This window comes from Bradyrhizobium sp. McL0615 (assembly GCF_049993905.1).
GTDB lineage: Bacteria > Pseudomonadota > Alphaproteobacteria > Rhizobiales > Xanthobacteraceae > Bradyrhizobium.
Map to the genome: position 1 here is coordinate 3,043,124 of NZ_CP188254.1, position 17,474 is coordinate 3,060,597.

At 63.4% G+C, this 17,474-nt stretch carries 13 protein-coding genes; 11 read left to right on the forward strand and 2 right to left on the reverse strand.

Going from position 1 to position 17,474, the window contains the following annotated elements; translation table 11 throughout:
• Positions 1-8: 8 nt before the first annotated feature.
• Both ACPPVP_RS14440 and hpaH read right to left on the reverse strand, forming a co-directional pair.
• Positions 9-419: a 5-carboxymethyl-2-hydroxymuconate Delta-isomerase gene (locus tag ACPPVP_RS14440; protein ID WP_426535288.1), complete on the reverse strand. Its 411-nt coding sequence runs from the start codon at positions 417-419 to the stop codon at positions 9-11.
• A 34-nt stretch (positions 420-453) separates the two neighbouring features.
• Positions 454-1,260 (reverse strand): 2-oxo-hept-4-ene-1,7-dioate hydratase, encoded by an 807-nt coding sequence (hpaH, locus tag ACPPVP_RS14445; RefSeq protein WP_426535290.1) that lies wholly within the window; start codon positions 1,258-1,260, stop codon positions 454-456.
• 135 nt (positions 1,261-1,395) lie between these two features.
• Here hpaH and hpaR point away from each other — a divergent pair, with 135 nt between their 5' ends.
• From hpaR to ACPPVP_RS14500, 11 genes are all read left to right on the forward strand, one after another.
• Positions 1,396-1,932 (forward strand): homoprotocatechuate degradation operon regulator HpaR, encoded by a 537-nt coding sequence (hpaR, locus tag ACPPVP_RS14450; RefSeq protein WP_426535292.1) that lies wholly within the window; start codon positions 1,396-1,398, stop codon positions 1,930-1,932.
• Between the two features lie 295 nt (positions 1,933-2,227).
• A complete protein-coding gene (locus ACPPVP_RS14455) occupies positions 2,228-3,376 on the forward strand; it encodes an ABC transporter substrate-binding protein (RefSeq protein WP_426535294.1) in 1,149 nt (382 codons plus the stop codon).
• 76 nt (positions 3,377-3,452) lie between these two features.
• On the forward strand, positions 3,453-4,328 hold the full coding sequence (locus ACPPVP_RS14460; protein WP_426535296.1) for a branched-chain amino acid ABC transporter permease: 876 nt from the start codon (positions 3,453-3,455) through the stop codon (positions 4,326-4,328).
• Entirely contained in the window at positions 4,325-6,100 is a 1,776-nt protein-coding gene (locus tag ACPPVP_RS14465) for an ABC transporter permease subunit (RefSeq protein WP_426535298.1), read from the forward strand. Before ACPPVP_RS14460 ends, ACPPVP_RS14465 begins: the two co-directional genes overlap by 4 nt.
• A complete protein-coding gene (locus ACPPVP_RS14470) occupies positions 6,101-6,829 on the forward strand; it encodes an ABC transporter ATP-binding protein (RefSeq protein ID WP_426535300.1) in 729 nt (242 codons plus the stop codon). It abuts the gene before it with no gap.
• A 19-nt stretch (positions 6,830-6,848) separates the two neighbouring features.
• Complete coding sequence (locus tag ACPPVP_RS14475; RefSeq protein WP_426535302.1) at positions 6,849-7,934, forward strand: malate/lactate/ureidoglycolate dehydrogenase; 1,086 nt, start codon at positions 6,849-6,851, stop codon at positions 7,932-7,934.
• Between the two features lie 43 nt (positions 7,935-7,977).
• Entirely contained in the window at positions 7,978-8,757 is a 780-nt protein-coding gene (locus ACPPVP_RS14480; RefSeq protein WP_426535304.1) for an HpcH/HpaI aldolase family protein, read from the forward strand.
• A 187-nt stretch (positions 8,758-8,944) separates the two neighbouring features.
• Positions 8,945-10,468 (forward strand): UxaA family hydrolase, encoded by a 1,524-nt coding sequence (locus ACPPVP_RS14485; RefSeq protein WP_426535306.1) that lies wholly within the window; start codon positions 8,945-8,947, stop codon positions 10,466-10,468.
• A gap of 212 nt (positions 10,469-10,680) precedes the next feature.
• Entirely contained in the window at positions 10,681-13,950 is a 3,270-nt protein-coding gene (locus tag ACPPVP_RS14490) for a DUF2126 domain-containing protein (RefSeq protein WP_426535308.1), read from the forward strand.
• 29 nt (positions 13,951-13,979) lie between these two features.
• Entirely contained in the window at positions 13,980-16,490 is a 2,511-nt protein-coding gene (locus ACPPVP_RS14495) for a circularly permuted type 2 ATP-grasp protein (protein WP_426535310.1), read from the forward strand.
• Positions 16,487-17,365, forward strand: coding sequence for a transglutaminase family protein (locus ACPPVP_RS14500; RefSeq protein ID WP_426535312.1), 879 nt, complete (start codon positions 16,487-16,489; stop codon positions 17,363-17,365). The genes ACPPVP_RS14495 and ACPPVP_RS14500 overlap by 4 nt, the downstream gene beginning before the upstream one ends.
• Positions 17,366-17,474: the final 109 nt, after the last annotated feature.

Consider the following 17,474-nt stretch of genomic DNA (forward strand, 5'->3'; position numbering starts at 1 on the left):
CTCCACTTTCAGGCGCGGTTCGTAGCGGGCGGGCGTGCCACGAAGGGCGGTGCGTGAATGTTGTTGCGCTTCCAGCTGGTTTCCTTGTCGTTGATCTGCATGTCGAACGACAGCGCGAATTTGCCGTTGGCAAAGACCGGATCAAGATAAGTGGACAGTGCCTGGAAGATATGTTCGCCGGCCTTCATGCGGGTCGCGAGATCGCGCCCCTCGCCGAGCCGCAGCACCATGTCAAGAAAGCCGAGGTTCGACCCGCCATCAGCGATGGCATAATACTCGCATTTGATGGCGCGGACGCGAATGCCGCCGAGCGGGAAGATGCCGGTTTCGATCGCGGCCACGCGGACCACTTCGACGACTTCGCCCATGTCGACGAGCACATCGATGTTGGCTGAATATTCGATCGTGAAATGCGGCATAGCCAGATCACTCCTGCGATTTGGGCTCAAGACATCAAGCGAAGTAGCAGCTCACGGAACCATAAGGTCCATAATCGGCCTGGATCGTGTCGCCCTTGCGGGTCTCGATCGGGCGGATGAACGATCCCGCCAGCACCACTTGCCCGGCTTCCAGCGCCAGCCCGTTCGGCGCGATCTTGTTGGCGAGCCAGGCCACTGAAGTGGCGGGGTGGTTGAGAACGCCGGCGGCAAGCCCGGTTTCCTCGAGTTGGCCGTTGCGGAAACACAGCGCGCCGATCCAGCGCAAGTCGGCGTCCATCGGCCGGATCGGGCGGCCGCCGAGCACGATGCCGGCATTCGCTGCATTGTCGGCGACGGTGTCGAAAATCTTCCGCGTCGCCTTGGTCTGCGGATCGATCCGCTCGACCCGCGTGTCCAGGATTTCGAGCGCAGGCACCACGAAGTCGGTGGCGTTGAGCACATCGAACATCGTGCAGTCCGGTCCCGACAGCCGCGACTTCATCACGAAGGCAAGTTCGGCCTCGATGCGGGTGGCGATGAAACGGTCCGACGGCACCAGCCCGCCATCGGCAAAGAACATGTCGTCGAGCAGGATACCGGAGTCAGGTTCGTCGATATTGAGCGCGCTCTGCATCGCCTTCGACGTCAGGCCGATCTTGTGGCCCTTCACGGTGCGGCCCGCGGCCACCTTCATCTCGACCCAGGCTTTCTGGATGGCGTAGGCGTCTTCGATCGTTATGCCGGGATGTTCGAGCGAAAGCTGCCGGATCTGTTTCCGGGTCTTTTCGGCCTGGTCGAGCCGTTCGGCGGACTTGCGGATTTCGTCCTGGAAAAGGGCCATATGCGTTCGCAAAAAGAGGGTGCTGAAATATGTTTAACATGTTAAGTTATATCGCGCAAACTGATTTGGTGCTTGTTGCAACGCAAAACTTTATCCTTCTCCAGATCAACGATTCCTGATGGCGGACGACTGAAGATGGCAGCCAAGAAATCGCCGGATGGATCGCACGGGGGCGCCGGCAAAGCGGGCGAGATGCGTGGCGTGCCGATGCGCGAATTCTCTCGCTCGCTGCCGATGTCGCTGTTGCGTGCGCGCGAGGCGGTGATGCGGCAGTTTCGTCCCTCCTTGCGCAATCACGGCCTGACCGAACAGCAATGGCGGATCCTGCGCGCGCTGACGGCGGTGGAGACCATCGAGGTCACCGAACTGGCGCGCGTCGCCTTCCTGCTGGGGCCGAGCCTGTCGCGCATCCTGCGCGATCTCGAAGCCCGCGATCTGGTCGAGCGCCGGACCGCCGAAGCCGACCTGCGCCGCGGCGTGGTCTCGATCTCCCCCAAGGGATTGAAGCTGATCGAAGCCGTTGCGCCGACATCGGAAGCGATCTACGCCGAGATCACCAGCCGCTATGGCGCGCGCAAGCTCGCTGAACTGCAGGACATGCTGGGCGAATTGGAGCGCAGTCTCGCCGCGATGGAAGTGGCCGGTGAGGGCGACGCCGAGGCGGATGAGTAATCACAAATCTGCATGATGATATGTGGCAGGACGCATAGCTTCGATTTTCTGCTCGCTGTTTGAGCAACGAAGCACTGGATGAATTGCGACTTTTGCCCGGAATAGTCGGGCTCGCCCGGCGTTATTCATGTCGGGACAGCGTATTGCACGACTGGTCTGCGTCGTTAGTCGAACTCACTGCGATATCAATTTACTCGGAAGGCGAGAGTCCGTAATACGCACGCGGTTATGCGTCCCGTGAGGATGCCAACACCAAGAAAGGCCGACAAAGAAGCCCGGCCTCAGGGAGAGATTGATGAAGCTGACGAGACGCGATTTCGCGGCCGGTATCGCTGCCGGTATTGCCGCACCCCACATCATCACCAGCATTGCAAAGGCACAGGGCGCCACCATCAAGATTGGCATGTGCGCGCCCGTCACCGGTCCGGCCGCCGAGTCCGGTGGATACGCCATCAAGGGCGCGAAGCTCGCGCTCGAAGCCGTCAACAAGGCCGGCGGCGTTCTCGGCAAACAGCTCGAACTGATCGTCGAGGACGATCAGACCACCAATCCAGGCATTGTGCTGGCGTTCTCCAAGCTCGCAGCCCAGTCCGACATCGTGGCCTTCCTCGGCTCGATCCGTTCGACCCAGGTGCACGCGATGGCGCCGGACGTGCTGAAACTCGGCAAGCCCGTGATGATTGGCGGTACCGATCCCAATCTGACGCATATGGGCAATCAGTGGCTGTTCCGTTTCCGACCCAACGACAGCTACTCCGGCCGCGTGATCGCCGACTACGGCGTCAATACGCTCGGCAAGAAGAAGTGGGCCGTGCTGCATTCGACCGACGCGTTCGGAACCGCCGGCGGCAAGGCCCTCAGCTCCGCGCTGGAGAAACTGGGTGCGCCTGCCGTGCTCGACCAGGGCTACGCCAACCAGAGCCAGGACTTCACGCCGGTCGTGCTCGCCATCAAGCAGTCGGGCGCCGAGATCCTTGGTTCCTACTTCACCTTCGAAAACGATCTCGGCATCTTTGCCCGCCAGTTGCGCCAGCTCGGCGTCAACATTCCCTGGGTCGGCTCGCCCTCGATCGTCAACATCACTGCGCTGAAGCTCGCGGGTCCGGCGCTCTACAATACCTATGGCGTCGCCGATTACGCCGAAGACAGCAGTGAGGCGTCAAAGGCCTTCGGCAAGCTCTATCGCGATGCCGTCAAGGTCGCGCCTGACAACCAGAGTTCCTGGCCCTTCGATGCCGTCACCGTGCTCGCGGCGGCGATCAACAAGGCCGGCTCTACCGACGCGACCAAGATCCGCGAGGCGATCCTCGCCACCAAGAAGTTCCCGGGCGCCGAGGGCGAATACAATTTCGACCAGAACGGCGACGGGCTTCACGGCTACAACATCGTGAAGAACGAGAAGGGCAGCATCGTCTTCGATAAGCACATCGAGTTCAACGACTGATCGTAGCTTTGGCCTCTCCGGTTTCACCGGGGAGGCCAAAACTTTGTCGAAGTGTTTCTCTTACCGATCGCGTGTCATGGATCTTGTCCTTCAATTGCTGTTTACGGGGATCGGCATCGGCGCCGTTTATGCGCTGGTCGCTTTGGGGATCGTGCTGATCTTCCGTGCCACGAATGTGGTGAATTTCGCACAAGGCGAATTCTCGATGGTCGCCGCCTATCTGATGGTGGTGTTCGCCGTTGATCTGGGCTGGCCTTACTGGCTGTCCTTCCTGATCGCGCTGGCCGGCATGGCGCTGCTCGGGGTTTTCTTCAACCTCGGGGTATATTATCCGCTGCGGCATCGCTCGTTCCTTCCCGTAATCATCGCCACCATCGGCGCGTCGATCCTGCTCGCCAACTCCGTCCTGGCCATTTACGGCCCGCAGCCGCAGGTGCTGCAGGGCTGGTTCGAAACGCCAGGCATTCAGCTCGGGCCGGTCTATCTCGACAGTCAGTACCTGCTGATCATCGCCGTGACGGTCGCGCTGGTGATCTTCAATTACTGGTTCTTCGAGAAGACCTTGCTTGGCAAGAAGCTGCAGGCGACCTCGCAGGACAAGGAGATGGCCTCGCTGCTGGGCATCTCCGTCTCCGCGATGATCATGATCACCTTCATTTACTCGGCCGTGCTCGGCGGTCTCGCCGGTATCCTCGTTGCACCCGTACTGTTCGTCTCGATCCAGATGGGGTCGACGATCGCGCTCAAGGCGTTTGCCGCAACCATCATTGGCGGCTTCGGTGACGTTGCCGGCGCCATCATCGGCGGTCTGGCACTGGGCATTATCGAGACCTTTGGCGCAGCCTACATCTCCGTACCCTACAAGGACGCCTTCGCGTTCCTGGCGCTGGTCTTGTTTCTGATGTTCCGGCCTCAGGGCATCTTCGGCGAACGTGTCGCGGAGAAAGCATGAGCGCTCCCAGCGAAAATATGCCGATCGCCGTATCGGCGCCAAAGCCGCTGCTGCTGCGTCACGCGCCGTATTTCATCGGTGCTGCAATCGTGGTGACGCTTGCTGCCACCGTTCAGTTCGACGGCTATGTGCATAATATCTTGATGCAGGCCACGACCTTCGCAATCGCGGTGTTCGGCCTCTCGGTCGTGCTTGGCCTGTGCGGGCAGATCAATCTCGCGCAAGCCGCGTTCTTCGGCTTCGGCGCCTACGCCGTCGGTATCGGCACCGCCGACTATCAGATCAGCTACTGGCTGTGCCTTGTCGCGGGTTGCCTGATGGCGCTGGTGGCGGGCGCGGTTCTGGGCATGTCGACGCTGCGGCTCGGCGGCCACTACCTCGCGATGGTGACGATCTCGTTCCAGCAGATCGTCACGCTGATCATGATCAACGCGATCTGGCTCACGCATGGGCCGGACGGCGTCTCGCGCATCGGCAGGCCGGCGCTGTTTCAATCCGCGCAGGCGTATCTTGCGTTCTGCGTGGCGGTGCTTGCGATCGTCGGTTACATCGTTTGGCATCTGCCGGATACCAGGCTCGGACGCGCCATGCGGGCGGTGCGCGACAATGAACTTGCTGCCGGCGTCATCGGCGTCGACGTGTTCCGCACCAAGGTTTCCGCCTTTGCGCTGAGTGCGGTGCTGGGTGGACTGGCCGGCGGCCTTTTCGCCGGCGGTTTCGCCTATGTAAGTCCGGATCAGTTTTCATTCGCCGAATCGGTGGTGTTCCTGACCATGTCCTTGCTCGGCGGCGTGGCGTCGCCGATCGGTTCGGCGATCGGCACGGGTCTCCTGATCCTGATTCCCGAATGGTTGCGGTTCCTCAAGAGCGTTCCCGGACTGTATCTTGCGATCTACGGTCTCGCGGTCATCCTCATCATCCGCTACATGCCTGACGGCATCTGGGGGTTCGTCAACACCGCGACGGCGCGCTGGCGCGCGCAGCTGAAGGCGCCGCCGGCCGCGGCCGCGCTGCAATTGAAGCCAGCGACACAAGGCGGCGACATCGTGCTGCAAGTCTCCGGGTTGTCGAAATACTTCGGCGGCCTCAAGGCAGTTGACGGCGTCGACATTCAAGTCAGACGTGGCGGCGTTCACGCGCTGATCGGGCCGAACGGCTCGGGCAAGACCACGACGCTCAACGTGCTTTCGGGCCTCTACAAGGCGACCGCCGGCAAGATCGTGCTTGATGGCATCGACATCACCGCGATGCCGCCGCATCAGCGCACGGCGGCGGGATTGGGACGGACGTTCCAGAACATCCGCCTGTTCCGCTCGATGACGGCGCTGGAGAACGTGGAGATCGGTGCCGAACGGCCCGGCAACACCATGATCGGTACCGGCGGTGACGCTGCGTTGACCGAGCGTGCGATGGAAGCGCTGACCTTCGTCGGTCTCGGCGCCCGCGCCAATGAATTGATCTCGAGCTTCTCCTACGGCCACCAGCGTCTGATCGAGATTGCGCGCGCCCTTGCAGCCAACCCCACCTTGCTGCTGCTCGACGAACCCGCCGCCGGGCTGAACTCGACTGAAAAGCTCGAACTTCACGCGTTGCTCAAGCGCATCGCGGCGCAAGGCCTCACCATCCTGATCATCGACCACGACATGACGCTCGTCTCCGAGGCGGCCCAGCATATCACCGTGCTCAATTTCGGACGCCGTATCGCGGACGGCGAATCCATGGCGGTGCTGCGCCATCCCGATGTCGTCTCCGCCTATCTCGGGACTGAATAGATGCCGTTGCTCGAAATTCGCGATCTCGTTGTCCGCTACGGCGAAATCGAAGCGCTGCGCGGCATTTCGCTTGGCGTTGACGAAGGGCAGGTGGTGACCCTGCTCGGCGCTAACGGCGCCGGCAAGTCGACGACCCTGCGTGCGATCTCTGGTCTCGCGAAACCGGCTTCCGGCGATATCCTGTTCGACGGCAAGTCGATCGCAGGACTGGGGCCTGAAGCGATCGTGCGGATGGGCATTTCGCACGTGCCGGAAGGCCGACGGGTATTTCCCGGCTTGACGGTGAAAGAGAACATCATGCTCGGCGCGTCCAACCGCAAGGTTGCAGCTTCACAGCTGTCGCGTGAAGCCGATGCCATGTTCGACCTGTTTCCCGACATCAGGCAGTTCTCCGGTGCGCTGGGCTGGACGCTGTCGGGAGGCCAGTTGCAGATGGTTGCGGTTGCCCGCGGCCTGATGGCGAGGCCGCGATTGCTGTTGCTGGACGAGCCTTCGCTGGGGCTAGCGCCCGTGATCGTGCAGGCCGTTTTCAGGATCATTTCAGAGGTCCGGCGCACCACCACCGTCTTGCTTGTCGAGCAAAATGCGCGCATGGGGCTTTCGGTCGCCGATCACGGGTTCGTCCTGGAAACCGGACGGATCGTGCTGGGCGGCAAGCCCGATGAATTGTGGGGCAACGAAGCCATTGCCGCCGCCTATCTCGGTGGTCACGCCAAGGTCAAAGCTTAAAGCAGCGAGTTAGCCATCCATGGTCACGATACAGGTTCCCAACCTCATCAATTTCGTTGCCGAGGTATTTTCGCACTCTGAATCCTCCCCTGACGAAGCCAGGCGTATCGCGACATATCTCACGACCGCCAATCTCACTGGGCACGACAGCCACGGCGTCATTCGCGTGCCGGTTTATGTCCGTTGGAAGAAAATGGGCTCGGTGGTGCCAAACCAGACGGCCGAGGTCATTGTCGATACGCCGTCGCTCGCGGTGGTAGACGGCAAGTTCGGTTACGGGCAGACGGTGACGCCGCAAGCTGTGCGGATCGGCATCGATAAATGCAAGAAAGCCGGACTTGCGGCTGTCGCGTTGCGCAACGCCGGACATATCGGTCGCGTCGGCGACTGGGCGGAAATGGCCGCCGCCGAAGGCCTCGTATCGGTGCATTTCGTCAATGCCGCCGGTTCGCTACTGGTTGCGCCTTTCGGCGGGGTCGAGAAGCGGCTGTCGACCGCACCGTATTGCGTCGGCATCCCGCGCCAGGGGCAGGATCCGATCGTGCTCGATTTCGCCACCTCCATCGTCGCCGAAGGCAAAGTGCTGGTGGCGAGCCGCGGTGGCAAGAAACTGCCGAAGGGCGCACTGATCGATCACGACGGTACGTTGAGCGAGGATCCGGCCGTGCTTTACGGCCCGCACACGGCCGAGGGGCCGCGTGACCATACCAAGGGGACGGGGGCGATCCGCGCTTTCGGCGAGCACAAGGGCTCGGGACTTGCCTTCATCTGCGAGTTGCTCGGCGGTGCGCTCACCGGCACCGGCGCCACCTCAGGCGGGCGTCAGTTCGCCAATGGCATGCTCGCCTTCTATGTCGATCCCAAGGTGATCGACACTAGTAATTTCTTTGACGGTGAAATTTCGCGCTACGTCGACTTCATCCGGGCGACCAAGCCGATCGCCGGCGTCGATACTGTGCTGATTCCGGGCGATACGGAGCGGAAGACGCGTGCCGAACGCACCAAGAACGGCATCCCCTTGCCTGACGACACCTGGGCGGCGATAGTGAATACCGCGCGCGAAGTAGGCGTCAGCGAAGTGAGCATCCAGCAGGCCGCCAGCTAGGCTGCCCGGTTCTAAGCAAGAGACAACAGGGAAAACGCACCCAATGACAACCAACAACGTCAAGAAAGTATGGGCCTCGGGCAAGGCCGTGGTGAACGCGTGGCTGGCGATTCCGTCCGGTTTTTCGGCCGAAGTGATCGCGCAATGCGGCTTCGACAGCGTTACCGTCGACATGCAGCACGGCGTGCAGGATTACCTCTCGATGGTGCAGTGCTTCCAGGCGATGAACGCCCACCCGGTTACCCCCATGGTCCGCGTGCCCTGGAACGAGCCCGGCATCATCGGCAAGGTGCTCGATGGCGGCGCCTATGGCGTCATCTGCCCGATGATCAACACGCCGAAGGAAGCCAAGGACCTCGTCCAGTTCGCCAAGTATCCGCCGAAGGGCACGCGCTCCAACGGCCCGATCCGCGCCGGCATGTACGGCAGCGCCGGTTCGTATCAGCAGACCGCCAATGACGAGATCGTGCTGCTGCCGATGATGGAGACCAAGACCGCGGTCGAGAACATGGAATCGATCCTCGACGTCGAAGGCATCAACGGCGTCTATGTCGGTCCGTCCGATCTCCGCTTCTCGTACGGGTTGACGCCGAAGCTCGACGGCGACGAGCCGGAAATCCTCAAGATCTACGAGAAGATCATCAAGGAATGCGGCAAGCGCAACCTCAATCCGGGCATCCACTGCTCCGGCTCAGAAGGCGCGGCGCGCGCCATCAACATGGGCTTCAAGCTCGTGACGCTGTCGAACGAAGTCGGCCTGATGTCGACCTACGCCAGGATGCAGGTGAACCAGACTCGCAAGGATTCGGCCGGCAAGGCGTAAGCTCTTACTTCTCCCTCGCCCCACTCTTGCGGGGAGAGGGTTGGGGTGAGGGGCCTCTATCCGGCGAGCACCATGTTTGCGTTTGGCATCGTGCCTCGCCCCTCACCCGGATCGCAAGGGCGATCCGACCTCTCCCCGTAAAGGACGGGGAGAGGTAAGAAAGACGCCGAACCACTGGAGATATCCCATGACCCCGGCACCCGTGATCCGCCTGCATCCTGACGACGGCGTGCTGATCGCGCGCTCGAGCCTGCCCCCCGGCATGGTGGTGGCCGATGGCGTGACCACGGTCGAGCGGATTCCGGCCGGCCACAAGGTCGCGATCAAGCCGATCGCCGTGGGCGAGCCGGTGCGCCGCTACGGCCAGATCATCGGCTTTGCCACAGTGCCGATCTTGCCGGGCCAGCACGTTCACACACAAAACTGCGGCATGGGCGATTTCGCCAAGGACTACGCCTATGGCGTCGACGTCAAGCCGGTGCCGAATTTCGATCTGCCGGCCACCTTCGACGGCATTCGTCGCGCCGACGGGCGGGTGGCGACGCGCAACTATATCGGCATCCTCACCTCGGTGAATTGCAGCGCCCATGTCGCCGGCATCGTCGCCGACATGTTCAAGAAGAATCCATTTAGCGGCGATAATCCGCTGGCCGATTTCCCGAATGTCGACGGCGTGGTGGCGCTGACCCACAAGACCGGCTGCGGCATGACGCAGGACGAGCCGCTGGCGCTGCTGCGCCGGACGCTCGGCGGCTACGCGCGGCATGTGAACTTTTCCGCCGTCGTGGTGCTGGGGCTCGGCTGCGAGGTCAACCAGATCGGCGGCCTGATGCAGGAGCAGAAGCTCGCCGGCCGGCTGCGCGCGATGGACATCCAGGAAGTCGGCGGCACCCGCAAGACGGTAGAAGCCGGCATCGCCTTCGTGAAGGAGGCGCTGACCGACGCCAATAAAGTGAAGCGCGAGCCGGTGCCGGCCAGCGAGCTGACAGTCGCCCTGCAATGCGGCGGCTCCGACGGTTACTCTGGCGTATCCGCGAACCCGGCGCTCGGCGCGGCGAGCGATCTTCTGGTCGCCCACGGCGGCACGGTGATCCTCTCCGAGACGCCTGAAACCTACGGCGCCGAACATCTCCTGACCCGCCGTGCGGTCAGCCGCGAAGTCGGCGAAAAGCTCGTCGGCCTGATGCGCTGGTGGGAGGAATACACCAAGCGCGAAGGCGCCGAGATGAACGCCAATCCGAGCCCCGGCAACAAGGCCGGCGGCCTCACCACCATCCTCGAAAAATCACTGGGCGCGATGGCCAAGGCCGGCAGCACCAATCTGGTCGACGTGCTCAATTACGCCGAGCCGATCACCAAGAAGGGTTTTGTCTTCATGGATACGCCCGGCTACGACCCGGTTGCGGCGACCGGGCAGGTGGCCGGCGGCGCCAACATGGTCTGCTTTACCACCGGACGCGGCAGCGTGTTCGGCTGCAAGCCCGCGCCCTCGATCAAGCTCGCGACCAACACGGTGATGTACAAGCGCATGGAAGACGACATGGACGTCAATTGCGGCACCATCCTCGACGGCGAGGAAACCGTGCAGCAATGCGGCCAGCGCATTTTCGAGCTGATGTTGAAAACGGCATCCGGCCAGCCGACCAAGAGCGAAAGCTTTGACTTCGGCGGCGCTGAGTTCGCGCCGTGGGTGCTCGGCGCGACGATGTGATTGTAGGCACACTGCCTCAACCGTCATTGCGAGCGCAGCGAAGCAATCCCTAGTTCCGCAAGTTGACGCATGGATTGCTTCGTCGCTGGCGCTCCTCGCAATGGCGGGGAGGGAGCTCCGCCCGCGCCGTGGGCAATCGCTGCCCGTTGTTAATGCTTGATCCCACCCGGAACCGGTGTTCTGCTTAAAAAAGCCGCTGGAGTTTCCGGTCCGTGTCGATCTTCGTCGCACTACATCACGTCACGCACTACAAATACGACCGACCGATTGATCTCGGCCCGCAAACCGTTCGCCTGCGTCCGGCGCCGCATACGCGCACGCCGATCCTGAGCTATTCGCTCAAGGTCACGCCCACAAACCATTTCGTGAACTGGCAGCAGGATCCGCAGGGCAACTGGCTCGCGCGTTTTGTATTCCCGGAAAAGGCGACCGAACTCAAGATCGAGGTCGATTTCTCCGCGCAGATGACGGTCGTCAACCCTTTCGACTTCTTCGTCGAGGGATATGCCACCTCTTTTCCGTTCCAGTACACCAACGATCTCAAGACCGAGCTGGCGCCTTATCTCGCCACCAGCGAGCAGGGGCCGCTGTTCGCGGCGTACTTGAACGATATTCCGCGCGAGGCCGATAGCACCGTCAACTTTCTGGTCGAGCTCAATGCGCAACTGCAGAAAAAGATCAGCTACGTCATCCGGATGGAGCCGGGCATTCAGACGCCGGAAGAGACGCTGGCCTCCGGTTCCGGATCCTGCCGCGACTCCGCTTGGCTGTTGATCCACATTTTCCGTCACCTTGGCCTCGCGGCGCGCTTCGTCTCCGGCTATCTGATCCAGCTGCGCCCCGATATAGACCCGGTCGAAGGCCCGCGCGAGGTCGAAAGCGATTTCACCGACCTGCACGCCTGGGCCGAGGTCTATCTGCCGGGTGCCGGCTGGATCGGGTTCGACGTCACCTCGGGCATGCTGACGGGCGAGGGACACATCCCCGTCGCCGCCACGCCGCATTACCGTTCGGCGGCGCCGATCTCGGGCAGTGCCGGCTTCGCCAATGTCGATTTCGGCTTCGAGATGAGCGTCCGGCGCATCCGCGAGGCGCCGCGGATCACGCGCCCCTTCTCTGATGAATCCTGGGCCCGTCTCGATGCGCTCGGCGAGCAGGTCGATGCCGATCTGAAGGCGGGCGACGTGCGGCTGACCATGGGCGGCGAACCCACTTTCGTCTCCATCGACGATCTGGAATCGCCGGAATGGAACATCGCCGCCGTCGGCCCGACCAAGCAGGCGCTGGCCGACGAGCTGATCCGCAAGCTGCAGGCGCGCTTTGCGCCGGGCGGGCTTTTGCATTACGGGCAGGGCAAATGGTATCCCGGCGAAAGCCTGCCGCGCTGGGCGTTCGGCCTTTATTGGCGCAAGGACGGCGTGCCGATCTGGAAGAATGCCGACCTGGTCGCGAAGATCGAGAATCCGCGCAAGGGGAAAACCGAAGACGCCAAAGCCTTTATGGGGGGCACCGCGAAGCGGCTCGGTCTCACCGCCGAATACGTGATGCCGGCTTATGAAGACCCTGCGCACTGGCTGCAGAAGGAAGCGGCCTTGCCGGTCAATGTCGATCCCGGCGACTCCAAACTCGCCGACGCGGAAGAGCGCTCGCGCATGGCGCGGGTGTTCGACGAAGGGCTCAACAAGGCCAAAGGATTTGTGCTGCCGATCCAACACGCGGGCGCCGACGCCAAGGGCTGGATGAGCGAACAGTGGAAACTGCGGCGGACCCATCTGTTCCTGATACCCGGCGATTCTCCGCTCGGGCTGCGGCTGCCGATGTCGTCGCTGCCCCATGTTCCTCCCGAAGAGTATCCTTATGTCGTCGAGCAGGATCCGATGGAGCCGCGTCTGGAGCTCGCGGCCGAAGACAAGGACGCCAAAGCAGGGGGGATGACACCTGAGCCCAAACCCAAGCGAAAGCTCAAACCGGTCCGCACGGCGATATCGGTTGAAATCCGCGACGGCGTGTTGTGCGTCTTCATGCCGCCGGTCGAAAAAGTTGAAGACTATCTCGAGCTGATTGCGGCGGTGGAGGCGACCGCCGAGGAGCTGCAGCTCCAGGTTCGTGTCGAGGGCTACGGGCCGCCCTACGATCCGCGCGTCGAGGTCATCAAGGTGACGCCCGATCCCGGCGTCATCGAGATCAACGTCCAGCCGGCGCAGAACTGGCGCGAGGCCGTCGATATCACCTTTGGCCTGTATGAAGACGCTGCAAAGGTTCGGCTCGGCGCCAACCGTTTTCTGGTCGACGGCCGTCACACCGGCACCGGCGGCGGCAATCATATCGTGGTCGGTGGCTCGACGCCGCAGGATTCGCCGTTCCTGCGCCGCCCCGATCTGCTCAAAAGCCTCGTGCTGTACTGGCAGCGCCATCCTTCGCTGTCGTATCTGTTCTCCGGCATGTTCATCGGCCCGACCAGCCAGGCCCCGCGCATCGATGAGGCGCGGCATGACGGGCTCTATGAGCTGGAAGTTGCGCTCGCGCATGTGCCGCCGCCGGATGTCGAGGCCCCGTTGTGGCTGGTCGACCGTCTGTTCCGGCACATCCTGGTCGACATCACCGGAAACACCCATCGCGCCGAAATATGCATCGACAAGCTCTATTCGCCCGATGGGCCGACCGGCCGCCTCGGGCTGGTCGAATTCCGCGCGCTCGAAATGCCGCCCGATCCCAGGATGTCGCTGGCGCAGCAATTATTGATCCGCGCGCTGATCGCAAAGCTGTGGCGCGAACCCCAACAAGGCAAGTTCGTGCGCTGGGGCACGGCGCTGCACGATCGCTTCATGCTGCCGCATTTCCTCTGGGAGGATTTTCTCGGCGTGCTCGATGAGCTCCGGCAATCCGGCTACGAATTCTCGCCGGAATGGTATTCGGCCCAGCTCGAGTTTCGTTTTCCGGCCTTCGGTCGCGTCCATCATGGCGGCGTCGCGCTCGAATTGCGGCAGGCGCTGGAGCCCTGGCATGTGCTCGGCGAAGAGGGCTCGGCCGGCGGCACCGTGCGCTATGTCGATTCTTCGGTAGAGCGGCTGCAGATCAAGGCGGAGGGCTTCGTCGAGGGCCGCCATGTCGTGACCTGCAACGGCAGGCGGATGCCGATGACCTCCACTGGCCGCGCCGGTGAGGCCGTTGCCGCCGTCCGCTTCAAGGCCTGGCAGCCGGCCTCGGGACTGCATCCGACCATTCCGGTCCACGCACCGCTAACATTTGACTTAATTGATACCTGGAATGGCCGTTCGCTTGGCGGCTGTGTCTACCACGTCGCCCATCCCGGCGGCCGCAGCTACGACACCAAGCCGGTCAACTCCTATGAGGCGGAAGCGCGGCGGCTGGCTCGTTTTCAGGACCACGGCCACACCCCGGGCAGAATCGACCCGCCGCCCGAAGAACGCACAAATGAATTCCCCTTGACGCTCGACTTGAGGACGCCGCTCCTGATCTAATCGGGCGCTACGGTCTTAAGGGAATCGGAATGACGAGCCAGGGCAGCAATCAGGAAAGCAAGGCCCGTCCGGGCCAGCGCCGGATCGCGCAATGGACGCGCGACTATGCGCGGCTGCCCGGCATTCCCGACGAATATATCGGCGAGGACGGCGCGCCCCGCGCAGCCTGGAGCCGTTTCTTCGATGCCTTCGCCGCATTGTCGCCGGCCGATATCGAGCGGCGATTCGCCTCCGCCGACCGGCATCTGCGCGAGGCCGGCGTCACCTATCGCGCGCCCGGCGAGACTGCCGACCGGCTGTGGCCGCTCAGCCATCTGCCGCTCATCATCGACGAGGCCGACTGGCAGCAACTGAGCACCGGCATCGCCCAGCGCGCCCAATTGTTCGAAATGGTGCTGCGCGATCTCTATGGCGAGGGCCGGCTGGTCACCGATGGCGCGGTGCCCGCGGCCGCGATTGCCGGTAGCAGCGAATATCTGCGCGCGGTTTGTGGCGTCAAACCGCCCGGGGGCCGCCATCTTCACCTCTATGCGGCCGATGTCGGCCGCGGCCCCGACGGGCGCTGGTGGGTGTTGAACGATCGCACGCAGGCGCCGTCGGGTGCGGGCTACGCGCTGGAAAACCGCCTGGTGCTGTCGCGCGCCTTTTCCAACCTCTACAAGTCGATGAATGTCGAGCGCGTGGCGCCGTTCTTCGAGGCGTTTCGCGATTCGCTGCGCGCCAGCGCCGACCGCGACGAGCCGCGGATCGGGTTGCTGACGCCGGGCGCCTTCAGCGAGACCTATTTCGAACACGCCACGCTGGCGCGCTATCTCGGCTTCCTGCTGGTCGAGGGCGACGATCTCGCCGTCAGCGGCGACCGCATTCATATCCGCACCGTCGCCGGGTTGAAGCGGCTCGACGTGCTGCTGCGCCGGGTCGATTCGAATTTTCTCGATCCGCTCGAACTCGATGCGTCGTCGCATCTCGGCGTGCCCGGCCTGATCGACGTGCTGCGCAAGAACGGCGTCGTCGTCGCCAACATGCCGGGCTCCGGCGTATTGGAGGCGAGGGCGCTGCTCGGGTTCCTGCCGAGCCTGTGCCGGCGGCTGCTCGGTGAGACTTTGATCATGCCGCACATCGCGACCTGGTGGTGCGGCCAGAAAGCCGCGCGCGAAGAGGTGCTGTCGCGGCTGGAGGATTTTGCGATCGAGGGCGCCTACGGCCGGGCTGTTCCCGGCTTTTCCAGTCACGAGCCGGTAATTGCCGGCGAGTTGCCGCCCGCCGAGCGCGACCGGCTCCGGCAGGCGATTGCCGATCGCGGCATCGACTTTGTCGGCCAGGAACTGGTGCGGCTGTCGACGACGCCGGTGTGGGAGCAGGGCCGGATCACGCCGCGCCCGTTCGTGCTGCGGGTGTTTGCCGCGGCAACGCCCCACGGCTGGACCGTTCTGCCCGGCGGTTTCTGCAGAATTGCCGAACAGCCCGATGCCCGTGCCGTCTCGATGGGCGATGGCGCGCGGTCGGCGGATGTCTGGATTGTCTCCGACAAGGCGGTGTCGGCTTCGACGCTGCTGCCGGCCGCCGAAGCCGTGCGCATCCGGCGCATCGCCGGCGTGGTCCCGAGCCGGGCTGCGGACAATCTGTTCTGGCTCGGCCGCTATCTCGAGCGCGCCGAGGCGACGCTGCGGCTGATCCGCGCGCTCGGGGCGCCGATGCGCGATCCCGTCAAGGGATCATCGAGCACACTGCCCTCGGTCGAGCGCATCCAGCGGCTTCTGGTGACCTGGGGCGCGACCTCGCAGGCGACGCGGTCTAACCCCGCAAGGGTTGTCGCCGAGGCGCTGCAGAGCCCGGAAAAATTCGGCTCGGCCCTGTCATTGGCAAAGTCCGCTCAGCGTACCGCGAGCTCGTTGCGCGAGCGGCTTTCGCCCGACGCCTGGCAGATCATCACCGAGATGGTGGAGCGCCTCTCGTTGCAGGTCGACGACGACGACAGCGTCGTCAGCGCCGCCGAACTGACGTTGCAGGAACTGGCAAGCCTTGCAGGTTTGGCGCAGGAAAACATGAATCGCGCCGCGGGCTGGCGCTTCCTCGACATGGGCCGCCGCGCCGAGCGCGCCATCAACACCGCCCGGTTCGCGCGGCAGTTCGCCTATGACGAAGCTGGAGAAGAAGACCTCGACGTGCTGCTGACGCTGGTGGATTGCCAGATCACCTATCGGTCGCGCTATCTGGTCGGCCCTGCGCTGGCGCCGGTACGCGATCTCGCGGTGCTCGATCCCTATAACCCGCGCTCGGTCGCGTTTCAGGTGGCGACGCTGAACGATCACATCGCCGCACTCCCGAGCCTGAAGGAGCACGGCCTGATCGAGCGGCCGCAGCGGCTGGCGGTGGCCTTGCAGGCAATGTTAACGACGGCCGAGGCCGCGAGCCTGGATGCCAAAACCCTGTTCGCGCTGGAGCAGGATCTGCTCAACCTCGCCGACGCCATCGGGCTGCATTATTTCCCGCACGGGCCCAATGCGAGCCGGCCGGAGAAACTCACGGGCCTCGCGTGATCTACGACATCCGTCACGTCACGACCTACGCGTACGAAAGCGCGGTGAGTTTTGCGCGCTGCTCGCTGCGGCTGGAGCCGAGGTCGGGCGACGGGCAGCAATTGATTTCCCATTCGGTCGAGATCCGGCCGCGGCCTGCGGACCGCGCCGTGCGGCGCGATTTTTTCGGTACCCATACCGAGAGCATCCTGATCGAAACCGCGCACCGCAATTTGCGGATCGATTCCCGCTCGCGCGTTTCGGTGTCGCGCAAGGCGCTCGACCGCGGGGCTCCTAGCCCGTCATGGGAGGATATCCGCGACGTGGCGTTCGAAGCCACCAGTCTCGGCCCGGTTTCGCCGGTCGGCTATGTTTTTGCGAGCGCGCTGGTGCCGGTACAGGCGCCGGTCACCGCTTATGCCGCAGCGAGCTTCAAGCCGGGCAGTGGCATTCTTTCAGGTGCCGCCGATCTGATGCGCCGTATCCGCAACGATTTCAGATACGACCCGAAGGCCACGGTGATCTCAACGCCGCTCAAGGAGGTGTTCGAGAAGCGTCACGGCGTCTGCCAGGATTTTGCCCATGTGATGATTGCGGGCCTGCGCGGGCTCGGACTGCCCGCGGCCTATGTCAGCGGCTATCTGCGCACCATCCCGCCGCCGGGAAAGCCGCGCCTGCAGGGCGCCGACGCCACCCACGCCTGGGTGTCGGTGTGGTGCGGCGCTGACCTCGGCTGGGTCGGGTTCGATCCGACCAACGACATCATGATCGAGAACGATCACATCGTTCTGGCCATCGGGCGAGACTTCTCCGATGTCTCGCCCGTCGACGGCATCATCGTCGGCTCGCGCAAGCAGAAGCTCGGCGTGGCCGTGGACGTGCTTCCGGTGGAGTAAGGCCGGCTGTTCGCAGCCTTGCCAGGCTTTCCCTTTCCGCGCGAACTGCCTTGTGACGTCTGCCAGGAACGGACTAGTCTAAGATTGTCCAGCGCAAATAGTCTCCACG

Excerpts from the sequence above, each read along its gene's own strand:
- hpaH (WP_426535290.1), bottom strand. The coding sequence starts at position 1,260 with ATGGCCCTTTTCCAGGACGAAATCCGCAAGTCCGCCGAACGGCTCGAC.
- ACPPVP_RS14440 (WP_426535288.1), bottom strand. The coding sequence starts at position 419 with ATGCCGCATTTCACGATCGAATATTCAGCCAACATCGATGTGCTCGTC.
- ACPPVP_RS14460 (WP_426535296.1), top strand. The coding sequence starts at position 3,453 with ATGGATCTTGTCCTTCAATTGCTGTTTACGGGGATCGGCATCGGCGCC.
- ACPPVP_RS14480 (WP_426535304.1), top strand. The coding sequence starts at position 7,978 with ATGACAACCAACAACGTCAAGAAAGTATGGGCCTCGGGCAAGGCCGTG.
- ACPPVP_RS14495 (WP_426535310.1), top strand. The coding sequence starts at position 13,980 with ATGACGAGCCAGGGCAGCAATCAGGAAAGCAAGGCCCGTCCGGGCCAG.
- hpaR (WP_426535292.1), top strand. The coding sequence starts at position 1,396 with ATGGCAGCCAAGAAATCGCCGGATGGATCGCACGGGGGCGCCGGCAAA.
- ACPPVP_RS14470 (WP_426535300.1), top strand. The coding sequence starts at position 6,101 with ATGCCGTTGCTCGAAATTCGCGATCTCGTTGTCCGCTACGGCGAAATC.
- ACPPVP_RS14465 (WP_426535298.1), top strand. The coding sequence starts at position 4,325 with ATGAGCGCTCCCAGCGAAAATATGCCGATCGCCGTATCGGCGCCAAAG.
- ACPPVP_RS14475 (WP_426535302.1), top strand. The coding sequence starts at position 6,849 with ATGGTCACGATACAGGTTCCCAACCTCATCAATTTCGTTGCCGAGGTA.
- ACPPVP_RS14455 (WP_426535294.1), top strand. The coding sequence starts at position 2,228 with ATGAAGCTGACGAGACGCGATTTCGCGGCCGGTATCGCTGCCGGTATT.
- ACPPVP_RS14485 (WP_426535306.1), top strand. The coding sequence starts at position 8,945 with ATGACCCCGGCACCCGTGATCCGCCTGCATCCTGACGACGGCGTGCTG.